This window comes from Variovorax sp. RKNM96 (assembly GCF_017161115.1).
Classification (GTDB): Bacteria; Pseudomonadota; Gammaproteobacteria; order Burkholderiales; family Burkholderiaceae_C; genus Variovorax.
The window spans coordinates 4,534,830-4,557,665 of record NZ_CP046508.1; the positions used below are offsets into that span (position 1 = coordinate 4,534,830).

The following is a 22,836-nucleotide window of genomic DNA, read 5'->3' on the forward strand; positions in this document are numbered from 1 at the left end:
TTCGATGTCAGGCGGCGAGCGCCGGCGCATGCGGCATGTGGAACCCGCAGGCGTCCAGGTCGGCTGCGAGCATCGCGCGTTGCGCCGACTCGATCTCCACGAGCGGCGGGCGCACCGTCGCCCAGCCCGCATCGCCGGTCTGCCGCGCGATGGTGGCTTTCATCGCCGCGATCATCGGCAGCTTCTGGAAGGCTGCGCGCGTTGCGTTGAGCGCCGCCTGCCTGTCGTCTGCGTCGGCCTCGGTCCAGTGCGCATACAGGTCGACGATGGCCGCGGGGTTCACGTTGCCGGTGGCCGTGATGCAGCCCGCGCCGCCGCCGCGCAGCGTGGGCAGCAGCACCGCCTCGGTGCCGGCGAACACGTCGAAGCCCTGCGGCTGGAACTCGCGCAGCAAGGCCGCGGTGTTGTTCCAGTCGCCCGAGCTGTCCTTGATGCCGGCCACCGTGCGGGGATACGCCTTCAGCAGCCGTTCGATCAACGCCAGGCTGAGGCCCACCTGCGACACCGGCGGGATGTGATACAGGTAGATGCGCAGCCGCTCGTCGGCCACCGCATCGATCACCCGTGCAAAGCTGCGAAAGAGGCCTTCGTCGGACACGCCCTTGTAGAAGAACGGCGGCAGCATGAGCACGCCCGCGCAGCCGGCCGCCACGGCGTGCCGCGTGAGCTCGATGGTGTCGCCGGGCGCGCAGGTGCCGGTGCCGGGCATCAGGCGATCGGGCGAGACGCCGTCTTCCAGCAATGCATCGAGCAGGCCCCGCTTCTCTTGAACCGTCAGCGAATTGGCTTCGGAGTTCGTGCCGAACACCGACAGGCCCACGCCCTGGTCGAGCAGCCACCGGCAGTGCCTCACGAAGCGCGGCACCGACGGCGAGAGGTCCGCATCGAACGGCGTGAGCACCGGCGACAGCACGCCGCGCAGCTTGGGTGCGCTCATTGCACCGAGCCCCACTTGCCGTACTTCTGCACCGCCTTCTCGTCGAAGCCGAAACCCAGGCCCGGCGTCTGGTGCAGCACGACGCGGCCGTTCTTGTGGTCGAGCTGGCGGTCGACCAGGCGCCGGAAGTTCAGCACCTGGTCGTCCCAGAAGAACTCCACGTAGCGCGCATTGGGCGTGGCCGCGACGAGCGGCGCATGCACGTCGTGGAACCAGTGCGGGCACATCACGACGCCATGGCTCGACGCCGTCGCGGCAATGCGCCGCCACTCGGTGATGCCGCCGCACACGAGCGCGTCGGTCTGCAGGATCGATGCGGCACCCTTGTCGAGCAGTTCCTTGTGGTACCAGCGGCCGTAGCCGATCTCGGCGGTCGCCACCGGGATGCGGGTGAGCCGCGCGAGCTTCGCGTGGCTGTCGATGTCGTCGGGGCCGAAGGGCTCCTCGATGAAGTACGGGTCGTAGGCCTCGAAGCGGCGGATGTACTGCATGGCCTGGGTGGTGTCGACCCAGCCGTTGTTGCAGTCCATCATCAGCTCGACATCGGGGCCGACGGCGTCGCGCGCGGCCTTCAGGCGTTCTTCTTCCTCCTTGGGCGAGAGGCGCCCGGTCTTCATCTTCACGGCCTTGAAGCCCTTGTCGACATAGCTCGCCATCTCCTGGCCCAGCATCGCGGGCGTCTTGCCCTCCAGGTAGTAGCCGCCGCTCGCATAGGCCGGTACCGAGTCGAGCTCGACTGCGCCCAGGTACTTGTGCAGCGGCAGGCCGTGCGTTCTCGCGTTCAGGTCCCACAGCGCCGTGTCGAGCGCGCTGAGGGCGCGCATCACCGTGCCCGAGCGGCCCTGCAGCAGCGACTCCTGGTACATGGCGGACCACAGCCCTTCGACGGCATACGAATCCTTGCCGATCAGCACCGGCGCGAGCAGCTCTTCGACCGCAGCGGCGAAGAGCGCGCCGCCCGCGCTGCCCACGTAGCAGAAGCCGATGCCTTCGACGCCCTCGTCGGAGCGGACCTTGACGAGCCCGTAGTGGCGAACGCTCACGGTGCGGTTGGAGAACGACGTCACGCGGTCGAGCGGAACGGCGGCGGCGCAGAAATGGATCGATTGAATCTTTGGCAAGGAGGTCTCCAGGATGGTTGTGCGATCGGTGCCGGGCACGAATCGGAGCGAATTCTGGAATTCTTCAAAGCAAAGAAAAATGGTTGTTCCATATCTTCTGAAGAAGTAAATTGTTTCTTCTACTTCCGGTCTTTCCCATGGACTCACGCTTCCTGCAAAGCTTTGTCTCGGTCGTCGAACTCGGCTCGATCGCCGAGGCCGCGCGCCACCTGGACATGACGCCCGCCACCATCGCGCAGCGCGTGCGCGCGCTGGAGGCGGACATCGGCAGCCAGCTGATCGTGCGCTCGGGGCGCACCGTACGGCCGACGGTCTCCGGCGCACGCATCCTGGCGCGAGCGCGCAATGTGCTGCGAGAGCTGCGCGATTTGCAGTCCGAGGCATCGGACACCGAACTTCCCGCAGGTCCGCTGCGGCTCGGCGCGATTCCCACGGGGCTCATGGGCATCGTGCCGCTGCTCTTGAAGGACTGGGTGCGGCGGCATCCGCACATCCGCATCTACATCGAGCTCGGCACGTCCACGGCGCTCTACAGCCGCGTGATGGCGGGCGAGCTCGATGCGGCCATCCTCGTGCATCCGGTGTTCGAGCTGCCCAAGACGCACAACTGGCACACCCTGCGCAAGGAGCCGCTGGTGCTGCTGGCGCCGGCGCGCATGAAAGTCACGGATGCGCTGGCCACGATCGTCAAGGAACCGTTCATCCGCTACGACCGCCAGGTCGTCGGCGGCAAGATGGCCGACGACTACCTGCGCCAGCGCGGCATTCGCCCCAACGTGCGCGTCGAGCTCGATGGCATCGAATACATCGCGAAGCTGGTGGCCGAAGGACTGGGCGTCTCGGTGCTGCCCGACTGGGCCGTGGTCGGTGCGCTCAACCGGGAGGTGAAGAAATGGCCGCTCCCGTCGCCCTGCCCCACCCGGACCGTGGGCGTGCTCTGGCAACGCTCGACCGTGCGGGCGCCGCTGGTCGACGCGCTGCTGGACATCGCGCGCGAACACTTCCCGCGGTAGGAGCCCTCCCGCACGACAAAGCGCCATTGGCCCCGCCGCATTCGTCACGCGCAGAACACACAATGGCACGCCTCACTGCACGAGCCCCCGCCCGCATGACCCCCAACGAACTATCGCCCCGCCTCGAACGAAGTCTCTGTGCGCTGGGTCTCGGCGCACTGCTCACGCTCTCGGCCTGCACAGGCACCACCGAGGCCAAGCGCCAGGCCGACAACAGCACGCCACCGCCCACCGACTGCACCGCCTGGGTCGGCACCGACCGCAACGCGATGCTGCCCGGCTACCTGCTGCACCAGGGCCCCAAGGGCACGGGCGCCACCGTCTGCGTGCCGCTGCTGCTCACGGCCAACCCCACACCGGCCAGCTACGCGGGCGGCGACTATCACATCAGCGAATTCACCGACGACAAGCTCAAGGCCCGCTGGCGCGCCTGCAAGGAAGATGCGGCCTGCTTCAAGCGCATCGACGCGCAGATGCAGCGCTGGCTGCCGCCGAACAAGGAGCGCGCCACGCGCTCCACCGGCGTGGTCGATCCGTCCGGAAAGATCAACCCCGAGGGGCAGGTCGACCTGAAGCAGATCCGGCGGCCCGCCTTCTTCGCGAAGGCGCCCTATCGCGAAGGCATTGCCGAAGCGGAGGGCCGCACGTACACGGTCGAGTTCACCGTGCCGCCCGACGCTTTCGAGCGCATCGACCTGAAGAAGACCGCCGACATCAAGCTGCGCGGCTGGTACATCGAAGGCGCCGGCGTGGATGACGGCAAGGGCCACAAGGTGCGCGCACTCGCGATCATGGCGCCCGGCGGCGGCGGGCAGCTCACGGCGATCCAGCATCCGGACGAAGTGTCCTACCGCACCGACGAGAAGACAGGCAAGACCACGCCGGTGCAGTTCCCCAACGCCACCACCGAGACCATGGGCCAGCGCTGGTGGCGCGAGAACCTCCATGCGCTGAACCAGGCGGGCTTCGACGTGCTGGCCTACGACCGGCGCGGCGAAGGGCTCTCGGGCGGGTTCAGCGACACCAACACGCTGGAGCAAGGCGAAGACGTGTTCCGCACGCTCGGCCAACTGGAAGACGGCCGGGGCCTGCGCATGCTCACGCCCTCGGGCGAAGTGCTCGAGGGCACCGCCGCGCGCGGACGGCTGTTGGCGGGCATGAAGGCCAACGAGATTCCGCTGGTGCTGGGCGGCTACTCGCGCGGATCGATGTCGACCGCGTGGGCAATGACCACCAACTACGTGGCCTCCTGCAGCTTCGACCTGCCGGAGGTCAACTGCGCCAAGCCCCGGGGCCTCAAGAACATCCGCGGCGCGATATTGCTGTCGTCGTTCGCGAGCGGTGCGGGCTACGTGGGCGATGCGCCCGATCTCGCGGACCGCAACCTGTTCCTGGGCGGCATGGCGGCGGACCACCACATCCTTTTCTATCCGAACTCGGCCCCGCTCGCGGGCATGGACCGGTGGCCTGCGGCCTTCTTCGGCAAGGGCCTGTGGGACCGCGCTGAAACGCTGGAAGGCACCGTCGCGGCCTACAACCGCATCCGCGGCGTGAAGGAGATCGTGCTGGCGCGCGGGCCGCACTCGATCGAGACCTGGCCCGAGTCCGACCGGCGCTACCTGCGCGAGCGCATGGTGGCGTATGCGAAGGTGGTGATCGTCGGCGGGCGCACCGTGCCGGGTGCGCGGTCGTGGAAGGACTTCAAGGGGCTGGTTGCGACCACGCCGGATTCGTGGGAGCCGTCGTCGAAGCCGAAGACGACGACATCTACACTGGCCCGATGACCACCAAGTACCTGCTGCTCCCCTTCTGCGCACTCGTTCTCACGGCCTGCGCGCAACCCCAGCCCGAACCGCCTCGGGTCGGCATGGCGAACCCGGCGTCGGTCTATTGCCAGAAGCTGGGCGGCAAGACCCTCATGAAGTCGAACGACAAGGGCCAGTACGGCATCTGCCAACTGCCCGATGGCAAAGAGATCGAGGAGTGGGCGCTGTATCGGCGGGATCACCCCGCGAAGTAAACGGTGCTTCGTTAGTTCAAGCCGGCCACCGGGTAGCGCCGCCACCCGGCTTCCGCATGGCGCTGGCCGTGTGCAAAGATGAAGCCGAGAACCTCACGCGGATCGGAGACCTTCTCGGGGTTACTCTTCTTCCATGCTTCGAAGCTGGCTTTCAGCGCCGGCTCTTCTTCCAGCATCCGGTGCGCCGTGTCTTCGAACACGTAGGCTGAAAAGTTCTCTTTCTTTTCGAGCACGCCGTTGAAGAAACCCCAGCGGAAGAAGCTGTCGTGGGCCTCGGGCTCGAGCGTCTCGACGATATAGCGAGCCTTCGGCTGGTCGAGCGAAATCCACACGTCGCCGGCGCGTGCATGAACGGTCTCGCTGTGCGGGACGAGCTCCACCTCGTCGTGGAACATGTGCCCTTCGTAGGGCCCTGGACGCGAAGCCACGCGTTCGATGCGGTACACGCGGGCGTTGTCGAAGACCTGGTCTTCCTCCAGCCTCCGCATCGCCACGCCGTTCCACTCCAGGCGCTCGATCACTTCACGCCAGGCCTGCGGCACGAGATACGCCTTGGGTGCGGTGACGGCCACGTCTTCCACGAAGCGATGGAAGTACGGAATGTCTTTCTCCCAGGACTGACTGCGGTCGTAGGCCAGGCGCTGGTAGTTGCCCAGGCTGCTCGGCGAGTAGACCGCCTTGAACCCCTTGAAGCGGAAGATGTTCGGCTGGTTCTGGTCCGAACGCCACGAGAGCGGCCATCGCGCCTGCTGCACAGCGCCGGCCTTGGCATCGCGACGCAGCGTTTGAATCTCCGTTGCATGCGCGACGGTGAAATCCAGCACCACCTCGACCAGCGTCCGCATCGCCGCGACACGGTCGGCGTAGGGCTTGAGCATGTGCGTCTCGGGCATGAAGCCGATGGTGTGGTGCAGGGCCGCGTAGCCCGTGGAAAAGCGCGGCGAATCGAGGAAGTCGGCAATACCGTCGTCGGGCGTCTCGGCCACGCAGTTCACGTAGGGGCAGGTGGGCCATCCGCGCGCATCCATGCCACCGTAGATCGCCGGCAGCATGCGGCTGCGCAGGAACTGGCCGAGGCCCCCGCCGAGCTTGTCGGGCTGGGTCGGAATCAGCGTCATCGTGTAGGCGTAGTCGGCGCCGTTGGAGGTGTGGGTGTCGACCATCACGTCCGGGTCCCATGCGGTGAAGAAGCGGTTGAACACCTGCGCGGCGAGGCTGTCGCACTTGACGAAGTCGCGGTTCAGGTCCAGGTGCCGCGCGTTGCCGCGGAAGCCGAACGACTCCGGGCCCAGCTGGTTCACGCGGGAGGTGCTCTGCCGGTTGAGGCAGCCGTCGACGTTGTAGACCGGGATGAACAGGAAGACCGTGTCGCCCAGCGCAGCGAGCCGCGCAGGCTGTGTGCAGAAATCGCGCACCAGCGCCATGCAGACGTCGATGCCCTCGGGCTCGCCCGGGTGGATGCCGTTGTTGTTGAAGAAGATCGGACGGCCCTGGCGTTGCAGCGCCTCGCGGTCGAACTTCGCATCGGCGGTGACGATGCCCGCGTGCATCGGAATGCCGTTGTCCGAGGTGCCGATCTGCTGCCATCGCAGCACCGAGGGGAAGTCTTTCGCGAGCCGCTCGTAGAAGGCGACGCATTCGGCCCAGGTGGTGGTCTGGTTGCGGTTGCCGTTTTCGTACGGCGTGCGGTACTGGAGGTCTTGTGCAGCAGGCATCGGGGAAGGCTCCGTTGATCGAAAGCGATTCTGCATCGACGATCGCTCATCTTCCCCGTGCATCTCGCAAGGAACACCATGACGCCCTCCATCTTCCGCGCTGCGCTGCTGGCCTGCGGCGCGGCCGTCGCCCTCTCGGCGCAAGCGGCCGACTACACCGGTCCGATCTTCGACGCCCACCTGCACTACAACGAGGAGGCATGGAACGGCAGCAGCGGTCCGTTTCCGCCGGCCGATGCGCTCGCGCGCATGCAGCGCAACGGCGTGCGCGCCATCGTCGGCAACTCGCGGCCCAATGAGGGCACGCGCACGCTCGCGGCGCTGCGCGAGACGCGCGATGCCGGCGTCACCGTCGTGCCCTTCGTGCGCCTCTACCGCAACCGCGCCGACTACACCAACTGGTTCCGCGACGAGACCATCTACGAGATGGTGCAGACCGAGCTCGCGCGCGGCACCGCGAGCGGCCCCTACCGCGGCATCGGCGAATTCCACCTGTACGAGAGCGCCAACGCCAACGGCCCGGTGGCAAAGAAGCTGATGGTGCTGGCCGAGCAACGCCAGCTCGCCGTGCTCGCGCACGTGGACGACGAGGCGGTCGACCTGCTGATGGCGCACTCGCCCACCCAGGGCCGCGAGCTGCGGCTGATCTGGGCGCACACCGGGATCGGCGGCGCGCCCATCGCGCGGGTGCGGCAGATGCTGGAGCGCTATCCGAAGCTGATGGGCGAGCTCTCGTACCGCCCCGGCCTCACCTGCGAAGGCGGCAAGCTGTGCGCGCCGTGGCGCGAGCTGATCCTCGCGTTTCCCGACCGCTTCCTCGTGGGCTCGGACACCTGGGTCAACCAGCGCTGGAGTTCCTACGACGAAACCATGCAGGGCTACCGCAACTGGCTCGGCGACCTGCCCCCGGCCGTGGCGCAGCGCGTGGCGTGGGGGAATGCGGCCGGCTTGTTCGGGGTGCGATAGCCCGACTGAACCAAGGGTTTACCCGAACCCGCGGTTACACTGCGCATCACCTTCTTACATGAGCGGCGAGGGTCCTGTCAGGTTCTGCAGAGGCTTTCGACTGCTCGACACCTGTCCAATGTCCTCCCTGAAAACCTCCCTTCACCGCAGAGACGCGATCAAGCGCTTTGCCGCCGTGGGCGCTGCGGTTGCGCTCCCCGCCTTCGCCCAACCCGCGCGCCTCGTGCTCGGACAGTCCGCCGCATTCAGCGGCCCCGCAGAGCAACTGGGCCTGCAGATGAACCAGGGCGCGCGCATCTACTTCGATGCGCTCAACGCCACCGGCGGCGTCAACGGCCGCACCATCGAGCTGCGCACGCTCGACGACGGCTACGAGCCCGAGCGCTGCAAGGCCAACACCGACAAGCTCATCAAGGACGACGTCTTCGCCCTGTTCGGCTACGTCGGCACGCCCACCTGCATGGCGGCGATGCCGCTGGTCGACGCCGCGAAGATCCCGTTCTTCGGCCCGTTCACCGGCGCGGAAGCCTTGCGCGATCCGTTCCGCAAGACCGTGTTCCATGTGCGTGCCTCGTACGACGACGAGACCGCGCTGATCGTCAAGCAGCTCACCTCGCTGGGCATCCAGAAGATCGCCGTGTTCCACCAGAACGACGCGTACGGACAGGCCGGACTCTCGGGCGTCCTCAGTGCGCTCAAGCCCATCGGCCTGGCACCCGTCGCCATCGGCACCGTCGAGCGCAACTCGGTCAACGTGAGCAAGGCAGTGAAGGACATCATGGCCGCCCAGCCCGCGGCCGTGATCCAGGTGGGCGCCTACAAGGCGTGCGCCGCGTTCATCCGCGAAGCGCGCAAGGCCGGCTACGGCGGCACCTTCTTCAACGTGTCGTTCGTCGGCACGCAGGCGCTGGCCGACGAGCTCGGCAAGGAAGCCCGCGGCGTGGTGATCAGCCAGGTCATGCCCTCCCCGTTCTCGACCAGCACGGCGATCTCGCGCGAATACGTGGAGGCCGTGCGCAAGGCCGGCGGCGACGCCAAGCCGAACTACTCGAGCATGGAAGGCTACGTGGCGGCCAAGGTGTTCGCCGAAGGCCTGAAGCGCGCCGGCAAGCCGGCCACGCGCGAGTCGCTGATCAGCGGGCTCGAGTCGATGCAGAACACCGATTTCGGCGGCTTCCACGTCGACTTCAGCGCGCGCGACCACAAGGCATCGAACTACGTCGAGCTGTCGATGCTCACGGAAGACGGCAAGGTCCGCCGCTGACCTTGCGACCCGGCCTGCTGGCGCGTCTCGCCGGCGGGCTCCCGCGTGTCCACCGCGCGGGTGATCTTCTGGCCCAGGGCCAGCAGCGGAGCGCTCAGTTCCGCTGCCACGTCGCCTGAAGACTCCGTGGACGAGACGCTCACGTTCAGCACGTAGCCCCACGCGGATTCCAGCTTCAGCGGCGCAGCCAGCGCCACCACCTCCGGCTGCCACGACGCGACGCACCAGCCCCGTTGCTCGACGCTCTCGATGGACTTGTCGATGTCCTTGCGCAGCCGGGGCCAGTCGGTTCGTCGCGCGGCGAATTCCGCGAACAGCGCCTCGCGCGCATCGAGCGGGGCGACGGCCAGCCAGGCGCGGCCCAGCGATGTCAGTTCGATCGGCACGCGCTGCCCGCTCACCACGTTGCGCAGCGACGCGCGGCGGTTGTAGCGGATCGATTCCAGATAGACCATTTCCGACCTGTCGGCCACCGCCAGGCCGACGTTGATGCGCAGCTTCTCGGCCAGCGTGCGCATCAGCGGTGCGGCCACCTGCAGCACGACCGAGCCGGTGCGCATGGCATGCGCCAGGCTCAGCACCGGCGCGGCCAGCCGGTAGGCACGCGCGCGCCGGTCGTGCGCCAGCATGCCGGCGACCACCAGCGTCTGTGTGAGGCGGCTCACCGTCGCGGGCGAAAGGCCAGTGCGCTCGGCGATCTCGCTGTTGCCCAGCAACGTGGAGCCGGGCCGGAAGGCGCGAAGGATTTCCATACCCCGTTCGAGCGAACGATTGAGCGTGCTTGCCATGTTGTCTCCTTGATTCCCAGAGGCGCGGGTCGTCCGCCATTTCCATTCAGTGGAATTGGTCCGGTGCGCGGCGGGAGTATGCGACCTAAGCTGAAGGCTCGCTTCAAACCCCTACAAAGAGAGACACAGGCATGCCGACATTCACATCGTTTCGCGCGCTCGCGTTATCGCTGATCGCATTCGCGCCGCTCGCCACCTGGGCCGCCTTCCCCGACAAGCCGCTGCGCATCGTGGTGCCGTTCGCGCCCGGCGGCGGCACCGACGCGATCACGCGCTCGCTAGGCGTCGGCATGTCGGAGGCGCTGGGCCAGCCCGTCATCGTCGACAACAAGCCCGGCGCCGGCACGATCATCGGCAGCGACTTCGTCGCCAAGAGCGCGCCCGACGGCTATACGCTGGTCATGGCGACGTTCGCGCATGCGGTGAACCCGGGGCTGCAGCCGAAACTGCCCTACGACACCGACAAGGCCTTCGCACCCGTGGCGCTGATCGGCGTCTCGCCCAACGTGCTGGTGGTGCGCACCGACAGCCCCTACAAGACAGTCGCAGACCTCATCGCCGCGGCCAAGGCGAAGCCGGGCAAGCTGACCTTCGCGTCGCAGGGCAACGGCACCTCGGCGCACCTGGCCGGCGAGCTCTTCAAGAACCTCGCCAAGGTCGAGCTGACCCACATTCCCTACCGCGGCGCGGGCCCCGCCATGACCGACCTGCTGGGCGGCCAGGTGGACATGATGTTCGCCACCGCATCGGCGGTTCGGCCCTTCGTCGACAGCGGCAAGATGCGCGCGCTCGGCGTGACCACTGCGCGCCGCTCCCCCGCCTACGCCAGCGTGCCGACGCTCGCGGAAGCCGGCGTACCCGGCTACGCGGCCGAGAGCTGGTACGGCCTCTACGTGGCGGCCAAGACACCCAAGGACGTGATCGACCAGCTCAACGCCGCGGTCAAGAAGGCCGTCAAGGCACCCGCCTTCATCAAGCAGACCGAATCGGAAGGCCTCGCCGTCGACGTCGGTGCACCCACGCAACTGGACACCTACGTGCGCGCCGAGGAAGTGCGCTGGCGCAAGGTCGTCAAGGACAACCACATCACCACAGACTGAGGAGCACCCCCATGAGCACGACACCCGACACAGCACCGTCGCTGATCGAACTGAAGATCGACGCCGGCATCGCGACCCTGACGCTGAACCGCCCCGAGAAGCGCAACGCCATCACCGACGGCATGCGCAGCGACTTCATCACTGCGCTCGAGAAGGTCGGCGCCGACAACACCGTGCGCGCGCTGGTGCTGACCGGTGCCGGCAAGGGCTTCTGCGCCGGCGGCGATGTGGCCGGCATGCAGCGGCGCATGGACGCGCCCGCGGGCGAGGTCGGCTTCAACGGCTGGAGCCGGCAGCAGCGCGTGCACCACTCGGTGTCGCTGCTGCACACGATGCCCAAGCCGGTGATCGCGGCCGTCAACGGCGGCGCCAACGGGCTGGGCGCTGACATGGCGATGGCCTGCGACTTCGTGCTGGCCTCCGACGCCGCCAGCTTCGCGTGGAGCTACATCAAGCGCGGGCTGATTCCGGACGGCGGCGGCATGTACTTCCTGCCGCGGCGCGTGGGGCTCTCGCGCGCGAAGGAACTGATCTTCACCGGCCGCAAGGTCGAGCCCGATGAAGCGCTGCAACTGGGCATCGCCGACCGCGTGACGAGCGCGCAGAACCTGCTCGCCGACGCGCACGCGTGGGCGACCGAACTGTCGCAAGGCTCGGCGGCCGCGATCGCGCTGGGCAAGTCCATCCTGAACCAGAGCTTCGAATCGCCGGCCGAACAGGTGTTCGCCAAGGGCAGCCAGGCGCAGGGCATCTGCTACACCACGCAGCAGCATCGCGACGCGGTGCTGGCGTTCCTGAACGCGGGCAAGGAGAAGGCGGCATGAGCACGTCCCTGCCCGACAACGCGATCGCGCGGCTGATGAAGCCGCGCAGCGTGGCCGTGATCGGCGCCTCGGCCGATCCGACGAAGACCGCGGGCCGTCCGGTCGCCTACCTGACGAAGCACGGCTTCGGCGGCGCGATCTATCCGGTGAACCCGCGCGCCGATGTGATCGGCGGACTCAAGAGCTACCCCGATGTGCAGTCGCTGCCCGAGGCGCCCGATGTCGGCATCGTGCTGCTGGGCGCCGAGCGCGCGCACGAGGCGGTGCGCGACCTTGCCGCGCGCGGCACAGCGGCCGCCATCGTGCTGGCCAGCGGCTACACCGAGGTCGGCGCGGAAGGCGCACGGCGCCAGCAACAGCTGCTGGAAGCGGCAGGCAGCATGCGCATCCTGGGGCCCAACACCATCGGGCTGGTCAACCTCACGGACCGCATCACGCTCTCGGCCACCGGTGCGCTGGAGCTGGAGGACTTCGAGGCCGGCAGCATCGGCGTCGTGTCGCAGAGCGGCGGCATCCTCGGTGCGCTGCTGTCGCGTGCGGCGGCTCGGGGCATCGGGCTGTCGAAGCTGATCTCCACGAGCAACGAAGCCGACCTGGACATGGCCGACTTCATCGACCACCTGGCCGACGACGAAGCGACCTCGGTGATCGCGCTCTACATGGAAGGCGTGCGCAACCCCGCCAAGTTCAAGGCCGCGGCGCTCAAGGCCGCGCGCAAGGGCAAGCCGGTCGTCGTGTTCAAGGTCGGGCGTTCCGAGTCGGGCGCGGCAGCGGCTGTGTCGCACACCGGCGCGCTCGCAGGTGCGGACCGCATGTACGACGCGCTGTTCCGCGAAGTCGGCGTCATCCGTGCAGAGACGTTTTCAGACCTGCTCGACCTGCCGGCCGCGCTGGTCACCGGCCGGCGGCTTGCGGGGCGCCGCGTCGCGGTGCTCACATCGACCGGCGGCGCGGGAACGCTGGTGGCCGACAGCCTCGGCACCGCGGGCTTCGAGACACCGGCGCCCGACGAGGCGACGGCCGCCGCGCTGCGGGCGCTGCAGTCCGGCGACCACGCGGTGCTGGACCGCAACCCCATCGACGTCACGCTGGCGGGCCTGCAGCCTGCCCTGCTGCGGGGTGCGATCACCTCGCTGCTGGCGAGTCCGACGTACGACGCGGTGGTGGTGATCGTCGGCTCCTCCGGGTTGGCGATGCCCGACCTGATGGCGAGCGCCATCCGCGACAGCCTGCCGGGCAGCGACAAACCGTTGATCGTGTTCGTGAGCCCGCATGCGCCGGGCATCGCGAGCCTGCTCAACCGGCGCGGGGTTCCCGCCTTCATGGCGCCCGAAAGCTGCACCAGCGCGCTCGCGGCGATGCTGGAAACAGCGCAGTGGAAGGAACCTGCGGCACGGAGCGCGCCTGCGGCCGTCGACTTCGACGACCTCCCCGACGGCCCGTTGAACGAAGCCGAGGCGAAGAATCTGTTCGCGCGCTTCGGAGTGCCCTGCGTGCGCGAGCGCATCGTCAGCAATGCCGAAGAAGCGACCGCGGCGGCTCGCGAACTTGGCGCAGGCAAGGTCGTGCTGAAGATCCTGTCGTCCAAGATCACGCACAAGAGCGACGTCGGCGGCGTGGCCGTCGGCATCGCCGCGGACCGCGTCGGCGAACGGCTCGGTCGGATGGCCGACGAGGTGAGCGAACGAACCGGCGTGCGGCCCGGGCAGTTCCTGGTGCAGGAGATGGTCGAGGGCGGCGTGGAGTTGATCCTCGGCTGCCATCGCGATCCGCTGGGTTCGGCGGTGCTGCTGGGCATGGGCGGGGTGACGGCCGAACTGCTCAAGGACACCGCGCTGCGCATGGTGCCGCCCGGCGGATTGAGCCGCGACGAAGCGCTGTCGCTCGTGCGCGAGCTGCGCACCTGGCCGCTGCTCGACGGCTTCCGGGGGCGCAAGCTGGCCGATGTCGATGCGCTGGTGTCGGCGATCGTCGCGTTCTCCCGGATGATCGACGCGCTCGGCGAGCGGCTCGTCGAGGCGGAGATCAACCCGGTGTTCGTGCTGCCGAAGGGAGAAGGCGTGCGTGCGGCGGACGGGGTGGCCGTGCTCGCACGCGGGTGACCTGGACGCGCCGCCGGATCAGGTCCTGCGGCGCGCGGCCTCCAGCGCTTCGGGGTTGACAACATCGGCGAGCCGCCCTTCGGCAAACGCATTGATGTTGTCGAAGGCGATGCCGAAATAGCGCTCGTAGTTGTCCTTCTCGACATAGCCGATGTGCGGCGTGCACAGCACGTTGGGCAATGCGAGCAGCGGATGGTCGGGCGTCATGACCGGCTCCTGTTCGTAGACATCGACCGCCGCGAATCCGGGATGGCCCGCGCGCAGCGCCTGCTCGAGCGCACCCTCGGCGACCAGTTCGGCGCGGCTCGTGTTCACCAGCAGCGCCGTGCGCTTCATGCGCGCGAGATCCTCGGCCGTGACCAGCCCGTGGGTGTCCGCCGTGAGCCGCACATGCAGGCTGACCACATCGCTCTCGGCGAAGAAGGCTTCGCGCGACGGCGCCACCTCGAACCCGTCGGCGCGCGCCGCGGCGGTCGATGCCTCGCGGCCCCAGACCCAGACCTTCATGCCGAACACCCGGCCGTAGGCGGCCACCTGCCGGCCGATGCGGCCATAGCTCCAGACGCCCAGGCGCTGTCCGCCCAGTTGCTGGCCGAGGTGCCCCTGCCAGAGCCCCTGGCGCATGCGGTTGGCCTCGTCGACCAGGTACCGGCGGCTCGCGAGCGCGAGCGCCCAGCTCAGTTCCGCGGTGGCGGACCCCGCCCCGCTGCCCTCGGCCACGAGCACGCCGCGCGCCGTGCAGGCCGCCAGGTCGACGTGGCCGGCGAGCTTGCCGGTCTGGCTGATCAGCCGGAGCTTCGGTAAACGGTCGAGCAGCGCCGCATCGATCCGGGTGCGTTCGCGCGTCAACACGATGGCGTCGGCATCGGCGAAGCGCTCGGCCAGCGCGTCGGTGCCCTTGACCGTGTCGTTGAAGATGCGCGTCTCGTGGGCGTCGAGCTTCGAGAAGCAGTCCAGGCCGCGGACGCAGTCCTGGTAGTCGTCGGGGATGGCGATGTGCATGCGCAGGTGCTCCTTGTCTTTCATTGCAGCGTGATGTGAAGTTCTTCGACCGTGCGCTTCCACATCGCCAGGTCATTGCGCACGAGCGTCGTGAATTGCTCGGGCGGCATGCCGCCGGGCGCGATGCCCTGGGCCTTGAAGAGATCGCGCACTTCCTTGGTGTCGAGGGCGCGCTTGACCTCGGCGTAGAGGCGCTGCGTCACAGCCGCCGGCGTGCCGGCCTTGAGCAGCAGGCCGTACCAGCCATGCACCTCGAAGCCCGGATAGCCCTGCTCGGCCACAGTCCGCACCGCAGGCAGCCCCTCGAAGCGCGTGGCTGTCGCGACGGCCAGCGCGCGCAGCTTGCCAGCCTGGATGAACGGCAAGGCGCTGCTCATGTCGAGGAACATGAACTGGATCTGCCCGCCCAGGAGGTCCTGCACCGCGGGGCCGGCGCCCCGGTAGGGCACGTGCGTCGCACGCATGCCGGCGCGCTGCGCGAACAGCGCCGCGCCCAGGTGCGCCGAGGTGCCGTTGCCGGACGAGCCGTACGACAAGCCCTCCGGCCTGGCTTTCGCGCTGGCGACCAGTGCCTGCAGATCCGGCGCGGGGAAATCGGTTCGTACCACGACCGCGTGAGGCACGAAACCCACCACGGTCAGCGGAGAGAAATCGCGCAGGGTGTCGAAGGGGTAGCCCGGCATCAGTGCCGGATTGGTGACCGCCAGGATCGATGGAAAGACCAGCGTGTAGCCGTCCGCCGGCTGGTGCTTCACCTCGCTCATGCCGATGACGCCGCCACCGCCGGGCTTGTTGTCGATGATCACGGGCTGGCCCAGGTGGGTCGACATGATCTTGCCGATCGCGCGCGCCATGAGGTCCGTGGGACCACCGGGCGAGAACGGCACGACGATGCGGATCTGCTTCGAGGGGAAGGTGGTGTCGGCCCAGGCGCGCGGGGCCAATGCCATGAGCGCGAGTGCGCCTCCCATGGCGTTGAAGTGGCGCCGGGAAGGGGCGAAGGTTGGGGGCACGCGGGTCTCCTTGGGGATGCATCGCTGCATGCGACGAGCATCTTTGGCTTTTCGATACACCAGCTTAGGCTGGAGGCGGTCCGGCCGCATCCCGCTGATTCCACTGCCTGGAATTGAAGGGCGTACTTTCAATCCGGTTCGAACACAGTGCACCACGGCAGCAATTAGTACGTTAGACTTCACTTCGGTAGCCCTCGTCTTCTCCCTCCTCCCCTTCTCTGGGCTACCCTTGCCCGCCTCGTGCGGGCTTTTTCTTGCCCGATCGGTGCCGTCTTTCGCGCGGCAACTGGACTGTCCTACAGTTCGTAATACCAAGGCCTTACAGAAAAAAACACTTGTCGCCCCGACCATGGCGCTTCCATTTCCACGGGGCCAGGTATGAGCTTCAAAGACATCAGGGATCGGTTCGGCGCGTCGTTCCAGCGGGGCGACCGCGTCATTTGCGAGGGTCGGTTCGGCACCGTTGCCAGCGCAAACTATTCGCACATCCGGGTGAGGTTCGACGGCAAGTCGATTTCCGCGCCGTGCGACCCGCGGGATCTACATCTTGTGGGCCCCGAGAATTCAGCCCAATCGCCTATGCCGCAGTTTTCGGTGCAAGAGGGCGTGTCGCTTCTTCAATAGGTCGGAAAGCAGCGGCCAATTTTTTCCGCTGTCTTCGTGGCAAGGTGCGGTGAACGAGATCTGCCGGCAGTACCCCGACTGCGTGCTCGCCTGACCGACCCTAGCCGGCCCCAGGCCTGGCTGCGGTCTGGCCGCTTGCGTGAGTGAACTCACAACTGAAGGCTTCCGCCGAAGACGGACACCGGGTGTGCGCTCCAACTCAATACAGCCACTTTCGCACAAGAGGCTGGCCGAAACGATGTATCAGCAGCGCTTCCCCGCCCTCCTCGTCTTCGTGAATTTCCGCCAGGCAGCGAATCATCAGAGCGTCGAGATAGTCGGAGACGGAAGCGAAGAACCGTGTCAACGGCTCGCCATCGTCGTGGTCGAAATAGTAGACCTCGCCATCGCGCCGGTGAAAGCAGAACATGTTGCCGTTGCCGAGATAGTCGCCGAAGGCAACCATCTCGTCGGCCAGCGCGAGAAGGCCATCGCCATCGGGCAGATCTTCGGCAATGTCGACGATGCCGGGGTAAGCCTCGCGCAATGCCTGGACCGGCGTGTCGCCCATCTCGACGCTGCACAGGGTCTCTGCCAGAGACAGTGCGCCGAACTGGCGGTGGTATTCGCGCAGTGGTGCGGGCAAGCGACAGCCCAGACGTGCTTCCAGCGCATCCAGATCGGCGTCGCTCGAGGGCGCGATCGATGCCTGGCTCACATGGCCTTGCCACAGGGCGGCGTATGCACCGATCACGTCGGCGTACCAGCGGCCGCGCGCCGTCGGATCGGACAGTTCCGGCCACATCAGCGGCGGACAGCCGTCGGGCGGCCACGGAGCGGATGGTTCGGTTGACTCAATCATCATCGTGAAGCTTGAATTGTTCGCCCGGTCCATGCGTGACCAGACATGGGCCGCCTTACCGATAGGCGTCGCACAGTGCCAGATACTCGTCGCCCGAGATCTCCAGGCCCGTGGCACGGCGCAGCACCCGCGCCCGCGGCTTGGGCAGGTCGGTCTTGATCTGGATCTGCCTGCCGATGGGGATGCCCATGTAGTTCTGGTTGACCCAGGTGTTCTCGACGATGTTGTCCCACGGCAGCAGCATGCCGTTCTCGAAGGTCAGGCCCTGGTGGCCGACGACGAACGCGGGCTGATCGATGTTGCGCAGCGTGTTCAGGCACTTGAAGGTGAGCCATGCCGTGAGCAACCCAAAGCAGGCCGCGATGAGGATGCCGATGTTCTTGTCCTGCGCGCGGACGCACAGCACCGCCAGCACCACCGTCACCACAGCCCAGAGCGCGGTGCCGGCGATCAGGCGCGTGCGGGAATAGAACACGGGGCGGTCCTGGCGGGTCTTCTCTTGCTGGGCGGCGGAGCTGTAGATTTCCATTTTCGTCTGATGCGCTGTGCGCGTGCTGGAGTGAAAAAAAGCGGAGGGAGAACTCAGTGCGCGGGCAGGCGCTGCATCAGGCAGGCCATCAGCACGGGCTCGTTGTCGATCTTCGAGCGGTCGATCTTTCGGGACTTGCCGTGCGCAACGATGACCAGGTGTTCGTCCACCTCCATGCCCTCTTCGTCGGACTGCGTGCGGATGGTGTCGATGCTCGACCACGCAATCAGCTGGCCCTTGTGCACCAGGCCTTCGGCCTGCAGGCCGAGCGCGCCGAACTTCACCGTCTCGCCGGCATGCAGGCGGCGCTCGACATCGTGCGCCAACGTGGCACCGACGGCCTCTTCCACTTCGGCGAGCAAGGCATCCGGTGCGTCCCACAGGTTCAGGCGCAGGCGCAGCGTCCTTCCGTCGTGGGTGTCGAGCAGCACATGGTTGCGGTTATGGCGGTGGCGAAAGCGCGTGACGTCCGCGAAGGCGAGTATGCGGTCGCCGAGCCGAAGGCCTTGCCCGCCCACGGACAGCTGCCCCGGCGTGCGCAGCCATGCGAAGAAGTCGCTGCCCTGCCAGCAGATCAGATAGATCGCGGCGGGAACCGCCAGAAAGAGAACGACGATCGCGCCCCTGTGGTGAATGAAGTCCGGCGTGATGAGGTAAGGCAGGATGTAGACCTTGACCGGCACAAGCATCATGGCGCCGAAGACGTAAAGGGCCGCAATGCCGGCGAGCACGCAATAGAAGGAATGGCGGGGAAAGACTTTGGCGTGGCTCATAGGAATGTCGCACCCGGCGCAAGAACGACGGGCAGTGCGGGCAATGAAAAACTGCCCGCGCACCATAGCAGCGCAACGCGCGTTTCATGACCCTCAACGCGACAGTAGGTGTCTCATTCTGAGAGAAAAAAATGGGCGCCATACGAAAGGTTTAACTTCTCTTTCCCCCGACGGCCGAACGGCGTCGCAGCACACCCCCCACCTCTTCCTGCAAGTCGTGGCGCCCGATGAATGCGCTGCATTGTGGAGTTGCAGACACATCAGTTCCATTCGGCTCAACCTTTGCCCATGATCGTGTCCAAGCGGACAGTCCGGCGCATTGCATCTTGCGCAAGGCGTCCTTTTTCCCCTTTCAGCGGACACCTCCAACGACATGGCAAAAGTTCTCGTTCTCTATCACAGCTTCTACGGTCACATCGAAGCCATGGCGCAAGCCGTTGCGCAGGGCGCGCGCGACGTTGCCGGCACCACGGTGGATCTGAAGCGCGTCCCCGAAACCGTACCGCCCGACGTCTTCCGGAACGCGAAGGGCAAGGAAGACCAGACTGCGCCAATCGCAACGCCCGGCGAGCTCGCCGACTACGACGCGATCGTGTTCGGCGCACCGACGCGTTTCGGCAACGTCAGCGCCCAGATGCGCACCTTCATCGATCAGACCGGCCCGCTGTGGATGCAGGGTGGCCTCATCGGCAAGGTCGGATCGGTCTTCACCGCGTCGGCGACGCAGCACGGAGGACAGGAGAGCACGATCCTGAGTTTCCTGCCGACGCTGCTGCACCACGGCATGCTCGTCACGGGTCTGCCGTATGCCGAGAAGCGGCAGATGGGACTGGACGAGATCAAGGGCGGCAGCCCCTATGGCGCGGCAACCATTGCTGGCGGCCAGGGAGAGCGGATGCCCAGCGAGCAGGAGCTCGGCATGGCGCAGTTCCAGGGCAGGCATGTGGCCGAGATCGCGGCCCGGCTTTTCGGCTGACCCGACGGAGCATTCATCATGCAGAAAGACATCGCCGGCATACGCCTTCCCGACAGCCAGCTCGCCCGCGAGATAACCCAGTTCATTCGCGACACCGAAAGCGACCTGCTGTTTCACCACTCCGCCCGTGTCTATTGCTGGGGCGCCTTGACCGGCGCACGCACCGGATCGACGTTCGATCCCGAGCTGCTGTACGCGGCGTCCATGTTCCACGACATCGGCCTCACTGCGCGCTATGAACAGAGCCAGCTTCGCTTCGAGGTCGATGGCGCGAACGCCGCGCGCGATTTTCTTCGGGGACATGGCATCTCCGAGCGCGACATCGAGACGGTCTGGAACGCCGTTGCACTCCACACGACGCCCGGCATCCCGCAATTCATGCGTCCGGAAATTGCGCTGGTGCAGGCGGGCGCCGGCATGGACGTGGCCGGCCGCGGCTACGACCAGTTCACCGACGCGCAGCGCGAGGCCGTCGTCGCCGCGTTTCCCAGGGAAACCGACTTTGCGCATGGAATCATCGATGCCTTCCACCAGGGCATGAAGCACCGTCCGGACAGCACCTTCGGCACCTTCAACGACGACGTCCTGGCATTCAAGGATCCGGGCTTTCAGAGGATCGACATGTGCACGGTCATTCTTGCTTCGCGCTGGAACCGCCAGACCGGCTGCGATCCCGCGGGCGGCTGTGGGCACCACGGCCACCGCGACCCGGAACACAAGCACGAATGAATCGCCGGGGCCTGCGCACTCGAACGCCGCGGCCATCGCATGCCGGCTATTCGATGCGAAAGACAAACTCCTGCGTCGCCAGCACCTCCGCATCACCCGAGGTCTCGCATTCGTATCGCATCACCGCCGCCCGCACGGCCGAGTGATAGACACGCGGGCCCGACAGGATGCGCACCTCCTGCACATGGCCGCCCTTGATGCGGACCTCGGCCTTCACCACGCCGCCGATGCCTTCGTCCATCGCCTTGCGCGGCATCTCCGGCTTGACCTGCCGCGGGCAGGCCACCGCGATGTCGGTGGTGGTCGCCTTCGGCGGGGCCGGTGGCGCGGGGGGCGCCGGTGGTGCGGCCGGCGGCGGCGGCACGGGTTCGGTGTTCTGCACGGCAGTGATCGCGGGCGCCGAGGTGACGGGCGGCGTCACGGCCGGCGGCGGCACGTAGGCCGGGCGCGGCGGCGGCGGCGGTTTGGGCGTTTCCTGCCGCACGATCTTCTTCGGCGGCGGCGGAGGCGGCGGTGGTGGGGGCGGCGGCGGCTTGATCTCGCTGATGATGGTCGCGTCCATCGGCTTCTTGATCAGCTCGACCGTCTGGCGCGCGAGCCCCGACACGAGCGCATAGCCCACACCGACGTGGAACAGCACCATCACGGCGATGCCCACGGGACCGAAGCGCGACTTGGGGTTGAAGTCCTGGCGGGCGCGCTTCATGGAACGAACTGCTCCGCGCCGACGATGCCCAGCTTGCTCACACCCGTGCGCTGCGCCGAGGCCATCACAGCGGCCACCACCTCGTACCTGGCGCGCCTGTCGGGGCGCAGATGCACCTCGGGCTGCACCGCCTGTGCGGCGACCTGCGCGAAGCGCCGCTCGATCTCGACGCGGTCGGCCAGCGGCTCGCCGTTCCATTGCACGACGCCCAGCGCATCGATGTCGATGCGCAGCACCTCGGGCTTGATGTCGCTGGGCGGCGGGTTGCCCGAAGGCATGTTCAGGTTGACCGCGTGCAGCTGGATCGGGATGGTGATGATCAGCATGATCAGCAGCACCAGCATCACGTCGATGAGCGGCGTGGTGTTGATGTCCATCATGGGCTCGTCAGAGGGCGCGCTGCTGCGCCGCCCCTGCTTTTCTTTTCTTGGCATGGCTTGTCTCGCTGTGTGCGCGTCTCAGTTCAGCGCGGGCGGCTCGGTGATGAAGCCCACCTTGGCGATCCCGGCCGCCTGGCAGGCGTAGACGATCCGGCCCACCGGCTCGTAGTCGGAATGCCAGTCGCCGCGGATGTGCACCTCGGGCTGCGGGTTCAGGGCGGCCACCTTGGTGAGCCGGGCGATCAACGCGGGCGTGTCGCGCACCGGCGTGTCGTACCAGTAGGTGCGGCCGGCGGCGTCCACCGAGATCACGACGGTCTCGGGCTTGCTCTCGCGCACCTCGTTGCGTTCCTTCGGCACCGCGACGGGCACCGAGTAATTGACCACCGGGATGGTGATGAGGAAGATGATCAGCAGCACCAGCATCACGTCGACCAGCGGCGTGGTGTTGATGGCCGCGATGGCCTGCTCCTCGTCTCCCCCGGCGGCCGGGATGTTCATCGCCATGGTGCGATCCGTTTGCCTGTGCGGGCCGTCAGGCCGCGGCGCTGCCGGCCAGGATCACCGAGTGCAGCTCGCCGCTGAACTCGCGCACGTCGTCCATCACGGCGATGTTGCGGCGCAGGAGCCAGTTGTAGCCCAGCACCGCGGGCACGGCCACGGCCAGGCCGATGGCGGTCATGATGAGCGCCTCGCCCACCGGGCCCGCCACCTTGTCGATCGACGCCTGCCCGGCCACGCCGATGGCGGTGAGCGCGTGGTAGATGCCCCAGACCGTGCCGAACAGGCCGACGAACGGTGCCGTCGAACCCACGGTGGCCAGCAGCGACATGCCGTTGCCCAGGCGCCGCTGCACGCGCTCGGTGGCACGGTGGATGCACAGGTCGACGAAGTCGGCGAAGTCGACCTTGCCGCGCAGGCCGTCGTGCTTCTGCGTGGCCTGCATGCCGGCGTCGGCAATGAAGCGGAACGGGCTGCCCTCGGCCAGCCGCGCGGTGCCGGCCTGCACGGTGCCCGCGTTCCAGAACTCGTTGTCGACCGCGCGCGCCTGCCGGCCCATGCGCATCTGCTCAAGCAGCTTGGTGACGATCACGTACCAGCTGCCCATCGACATGATCGCCAGGATGGCGAGCACGGCCTTGGCCACGGCATCGCTCTGCGACCAGAGCGCGCCGATGCCGTAGGGGTTGTCGACCTTGGCGGTGGCGGCATGTGCCGCAGCGGTTGCGGCGGGCTTCTCGGGCACCGCCACAGGTGCAGGCGCGGCAGCGGCGCTGGCTGCGGCCTGCGGTGCCGGCGAGGCCTGGGCGCCCGCGAATTGCGGAGCGCTGCCCAGGCCGAAGGCCAGAACGAAAGGCGCGGCCACGGCCGCGAGCCGTGCAAGGAATGTCTTCGTCATCGTTGTCTTCTCCG

Annotated in this window: 23 protein-coding genes; 10 read left to right on the plus strand and 13 right to left on the minus strand. The window is 67.3% G+C overall.

Annotated elements, in window-relative coordinates; translation table 11 throughout:
- Positions 1–7 precede the first annotated feature (7 nt).
- Positions 8–937, minus strand: coding sequence for a dihydrodipicolinate synthase family protein (locus tag GNX71_RS20935; protein WP_206174133.1), 930 nt, complete (start codon positions 935–937; stop codon positions 8–10).
- On the minus strand, positions 934–2,058 hold the full coding sequence (locus GNX71_RS20940) for a mandelate racemase/muconate lactonizing enzyme family protein (protein ID WP_206174134.1): 1,125 nt from the start codon (positions 2,056–2,058) through the stop codon (positions 934–936). The genes GNX71_RS20935 and GNX71_RS20940 overlap by 4 nt, the downstream gene beginning before the upstream one ends.
- A gap of 137 nt (positions 2,059–2,195) precedes the next feature.
- Between GNX71_RS20940 and GNX71_RS20945 the strand changes: the two genes are divergently transcribed.
- From GNX71_RS20945 to GNX71_RS20955, 3 genes are all read left to right on the plus strand, one after another.
- On the plus strand, positions 2,196–3,071 hold the full coding sequence (locus GNX71_RS20945; protein WP_206174136.1) for a LysR family transcriptional regulator: 876 nt from the start codon (positions 2,196–2,198) through the stop codon (positions 3,069–3,071).
- A 95-nt stretch (positions 3,072–3,166) separates the two neighbouring features.
- Positions 3,167–4,855, plus strand: a complete 1,689-nt coding sequence (locus GNX71_RS20950) for a hypothetical protein (protein ID WP_206174138.1) — start codon at positions 3,167–3,169, stop codon at positions 4,853–4,855.
- Positions 4,852–5,091: a DUF333 domain-containing protein gene (locus GNX71_RS20955; protein WP_206174139.1), complete on the plus strand. Its 240-nt coding sequence runs from the start codon at positions 4,852–4,854 to the stop codon at positions 5,089–5,091. Before GNX71_RS20950 ends, GNX71_RS20955 begins: the two co-directional genes overlap by 4 nt.
- 11 nt (positions 5,092–5,102) lie before the next feature.
- Here the strand turns inward: GNX71_RS20955 and GNX71_RS20960 are convergent, their stop codons facing one another.
- Positions 5,103–6,806, minus strand: a complete 1,704-nt coding sequence (locus GNX71_RS20960; RefSeq protein WP_206174141.1) for a M14 family zinc carboxypeptidase — start codon at positions 6,804–6,806, stop codon at positions 5,103–5,105.
- A 78-nt stretch (positions 6,807–6,884) separates the two neighbouring features.
- On the opposite strand from GNX71_RS20960, the gene GNX71_RS20965 reads away from it, so the two are divergent.
- Complete coding sequence (locus tag GNX71_RS20965; RefSeq protein WP_206174143.1) at positions 6,885–7,772, plus strand: amidohydrolase family protein; 888 nt, start codon at positions 6,885–6,887, stop codon at positions 7,770–7,772.
- Between the two features lie 118 nt (positions 7,773–7,890).
- On the plus strand, positions 7,891–9,036 hold the full coding sequence (locus tag GNX71_RS20970) for an ABC transporter substrate-binding protein (RefSeq protein WP_206174144.1): 1,146 nt from the start codon (positions 7,891–7,893) through the stop codon (positions 9,034–9,036).
- Here GNX71_RS20970 and GNX71_RS20975 read toward each other — a convergent pair.
- A complete protein-coding gene (locus GNX71_RS20975) occupies positions 8,988–9,824 on the minus strand; it encodes a helix-turn-helix domain-containing protein (RefSeq protein ID WP_241027003.1) in 837 nt (278 codons plus the stop codon). The two genes, GNX71_RS20970 and GNX71_RS20975, sit on opposite strands and share 49 nt — an antisense overlap.
- Before the next feature lie 131 nt (positions 9,825–9,955).
- Between GNX71_RS20975 and GNX71_RS20980 the strand changes: the two genes are divergently transcribed.
- Genes GNX71_RS20980 through GNX71_RS20990 form a run of 3 tightly spaced genes read left to right on the plus strand, consistent with a single transcriptional unit; the run spans position 9,956 to position 13,850 of the window.
- Positions 9,956–10,924 carry a tripartite tricarboxylate transporter substrate binding protein gene (locus GNX71_RS20980; RefSeq protein WP_206174146.1) on the plus strand — a complete coding sequence of 323 codons (969 nt, stop codon included), beginning with the start codon at positions 9,956–9,958 and terminating at the stop codon, positions 10,922–10,924.
- A gap of 11 nt (positions 10,925–10,935) precedes the next feature.
- On the plus strand, positions 10,936–11,748 hold the full coding sequence (locus GNX71_RS20985) for an enoyl-CoA hydratase/isomerase family protein (RefSeq protein WP_206174147.1): 813 nt from the start codon (positions 10,936–10,938) through the stop codon (positions 11,746–11,748).
- Complete coding sequence (locus GNX71_RS20990; protein ID WP_206174149.1) at positions 11,745–13,850, plus strand: acetate--CoA ligase family protein; 2,106 nt, start codon at positions 11,745–11,747, stop codon at positions 13,848–13,850. The genes GNX71_RS20985 and GNX71_RS20990 overlap by 4 nt, the downstream gene beginning before the upstream one ends.
- A gap of 18 nt (positions 13,851–13,868) precedes the next feature.
- Here the strand turns inward: GNX71_RS20990 and GNX71_RS20995 are convergent, their stop codons facing one another.
- From GNX71_RS20995 to GNX71_RS21015, 5 genes are all read right to left on the minus strand, one after another.
- The gene (locus GNX71_RS20995) at positions 13,869–14,852 is read right to left on the minus strand and encodes a D-2-hydroxyacid dehydrogenase family protein (protein WP_206179591.1); all 984 of its coding nucleotides are present in this window, start codon (positions 14,850–14,852) and stop codon (positions 13,869–13,871) included.
- Positions 14,853–14,872: 20 nt separating this feature from the next.
- On the minus strand, positions 14,873–15,865 hold the full coding sequence (locus GNX71_RS21000; RefSeq protein ID WP_241027004.1) for a tripartite tricarboxylate transporter substrate binding protein: 993 nt from the start codon (positions 15,863–15,865) through the stop codon (positions 14,873–14,875).
- A gap of 823 nt (positions 15,866–16,688) precedes the next feature.
- Positions 16,689–17,333: an SMI1/KNR4 family protein gene (locus GNX71_RS21005; protein WP_241027005.1), complete on the minus strand. Its 645-nt coding sequence runs from the start codon at positions 17,331–17,333 to the stop codon at positions 16,689–16,691.
- A 52-nt stretch (positions 17,334–17,385) separates the two neighbouring features.
- The gene (locus GNX71_RS21010) at positions 17,386–17,859 is read right to left on the minus strand and encodes a hypothetical protein (protein WP_206174152.1); all 474 of its coding nucleotides are present in this window, start codon (positions 17,857–17,859) and stop codon (positions 17,386–17,388) included.
- Positions 17,860–17,912: 53 nt separating this feature from the next.
- Positions 17,913–18,632 carry a hypothetical protein gene (locus GNX71_RS21015; RefSeq protein ID WP_206174154.1) on the minus strand — a complete coding sequence of 240 codons (720 nt, stop codon included), beginning with the start codon at positions 18,630–18,632 and terminating at the stop codon, positions 17,913–17,915.
- A 373-nt stretch (positions 18,633–19,005) separates the two neighbouring features.
- On the opposite strand from GNX71_RS21015, the gene wrbA reads away from it, so the two are divergent.
- Entirely contained in the window at positions 19,006–19,608 is a 603-nt protein-coding gene (gene wrbA, locus GNX71_RS21020; RefSeq protein ID WP_206174156.1) for an NAD(P)H:quinone oxidoreductase, read from the plus strand.
- Between the two features lie 18 nt (positions 19,609–19,626).
- Positions 19,627–20,337, plus strand: coding sequence for an HD domain-containing protein (locus GNX71_RS21025; RefSeq protein WP_206174157.1), 711 nt, complete (start codon positions 19,627–19,629; stop codon positions 20,335–20,337).
- 46 nt (positions 20,338–20,383) lie between these two features.
- Here GNX71_RS21025 and GNX71_RS21030 read toward each other — a convergent pair whose 3' ends face one another.
- Genes GNX71_RS21030 through GNX71_RS21045 form a run of 4 tightly spaced genes read right to left on the minus strand, consistent with a single transcriptional unit; the run spans position 20,384 to position 22,822 of the window.
- Positions 20,384–21,043: an energy transducer TonB gene (locus tag GNX71_RS21030; RefSeq protein ID WP_206174159.1), complete on the minus strand. Its 660-nt coding sequence runs from the start codon at positions 21,041–21,043 to the stop codon at positions 20,384–20,386.
- Positions 21,040–21,477 (minus strand): biopolymer transporter ExbD, encoded by a 438-nt coding sequence (locus GNX71_RS21035; RefSeq protein WP_206174161.1) that lies wholly within the window; start codon positions 21,475–21,477, stop codon positions 21,040–21,042. The genes GNX71_RS21030 and GNX71_RS21035 overlap by 4 nt, the downstream gene beginning before the upstream one ends.
- 24 nt (positions 21,478–21,501) lie before the next feature.
- Positions 21,502–21,930: a biopolymer transporter ExbD gene (locus tag GNX71_RS21040; protein WP_206174162.1), complete on the minus strand. Its 429-nt coding sequence runs from the start codon at positions 21,928–21,930 to the stop codon at positions 21,502–21,504.
- 28 nt (positions 21,931–21,958) lie between these two features.
- A complete protein-coding gene (locus tag GNX71_RS21045) occupies positions 21,959–22,822 on the minus strand; it encodes a MotA/TolQ/ExbB proton channel family protein (protein ID WP_206174164.1) in 864 nt (287 codons plus the stop codon).
- Positions 22,823–22,836: the final 14 nt, after the last annotated feature.

Bases quoted from the DNA above. Each gene is read 5' to 3' on its own strand.
- GNX71_RS20935 (WP_206174133.1), bottom strand. From the start codon at position 937: ATGAGCGCACCCAAGCTGCGCGGCGTGCTGTCGCCGGTGCTCACGCCG.
- GNX71_RS20945 (WP_206174136.1), top strand. From the start codon at position 2,196: ATGGACTCACGCTTCCTGCAAAGCTTTGTCTCGGTCGTCGAACTCGGC.
- GNX71_RS20950 (WP_206174138.1), top strand. From the start codon at position 3,167: ATGACCCCCAACGAACTATCGCCCCGCCTCGAACGAAGTCTCTGTGCG.
- GNX71_RS20955 (WP_206174139.1), top strand. From the start codon at position 4,852: ATGACCACCAAGTACCTGCTGCTCCCCTTCTGCGCACTCGTTCTCACG.
- GNX71_RS20960 (WP_206174141.1), bottom strand. From the start codon at position 6,806: ATGCCTGCTGCACAAGACCTCCAGTACCGCACGCCGTACGAAAACGGC.
- GNX71_RS20965 (WP_206174143.1), top strand. From the start codon at position 6,885: ATGACGCCCTCCATCTTCCGCGCTGCGCTGCTGGCCTGCGGCGCGGCC.
- GNX71_RS20970 (WP_206174144.1), top strand. From the start codon at position 7,891: ATGTCCTCCCTGAAAACCTCCCTTCACCGCAGAGACGCGATCAAGCGC.
- GNX71_RS20975 (WP_241027003.1), bottom strand. From the start codon at position 9,824: ATGGCAAGCACGCTCAATCGTTCGCTCGAACGGGGTATGGAAATCCTT.
- GNX71_RS20980 (WP_206174146.1), top strand. From the start codon at position 9,956: ATGCCGACATTCACATCGTTTCGCGCGCTCGCGTTATCGCTGATCGCA.
- GNX71_RS20985 (WP_206174147.1), top strand. From the start codon at position 10,936: ATGAGCACGACACCCGACACAGCACCGTCGCTGATCGAACTGAAGATC.
- GNX71_RS20990 (WP_206174149.1), top strand. From the start codon at position 11,745: ATGAGCACGTCCCTGCCCGACAACGCGATCGCGCGGCTGATGAAGCCG.
- GNX71_RS20995 (WP_206179591.1), bottom strand. From the start codon at position 14,852: ATGCACATCGCCATCCCCGACGACTACCAGGACTGCGTCCGCGGCCTG.
- GNX71_RS21005 (WP_241027005.1), bottom strand. From the start codon at position 17,333: ATGATGATTGAGTCAACCGAACCATCCGCTCCGTGGCCGCCCGACGGC.
- GNX71_RS21010 (WP_206174152.1), bottom strand. From the start codon at position 17,859: ATGGAAATCTACAGCTCCGCCGCCCAGCAAGAGAAGACCCGCCAGGAC.
- GNX71_RS21015 (WP_206174154.1), bottom strand. From the start codon at position 18,632: ATGAGCCACGCCAAAGTCTTTCCCCGCCATTCCTTCTATTGCGTGCTC.
- wrbA (WP_206174156.1), top strand. From the start codon at position 19,006: ATGGCAAAAGTTCTCGTTCTCTATCACAGCTTCTACGGTCACATCGAA.
- GNX71_RS21025 (WP_206174157.1), top strand. From the start codon at position 19,627: ATGCAGAAAGACATCGCCGGCATACGCCTTCCCGACAGCCAGCTCGCC.
- GNX71_RS21030 (WP_206174159.1), bottom strand. From the start codon at position 21,043: ATGAAGCGCGCCCGCCAGGACTTCAACCCCAAGTCGCGCTTCGGTCCC.
- GNX71_RS21035 (WP_206174161.1), bottom strand. From the start codon at position 21,477: ATGCCAAGAAAAGAAAAGCAGGGGCGGCGCAGCAGCGCGCCCTCTGAC.
- GNX71_RS21040 (WP_206174162.1), bottom strand. From the start codon at position 21,930: ATGGCGATGAACATCCCGGCCGCCGGGGGAGACGAGGAGCAGGCCATC.
- GNX71_RS21045 (WP_206174164.1), bottom strand. From the start codon at position 22,822: ATGACGAAGACATTCCTTGCACGGCTCGCGGCCGTGGCCGCGCCTTTC.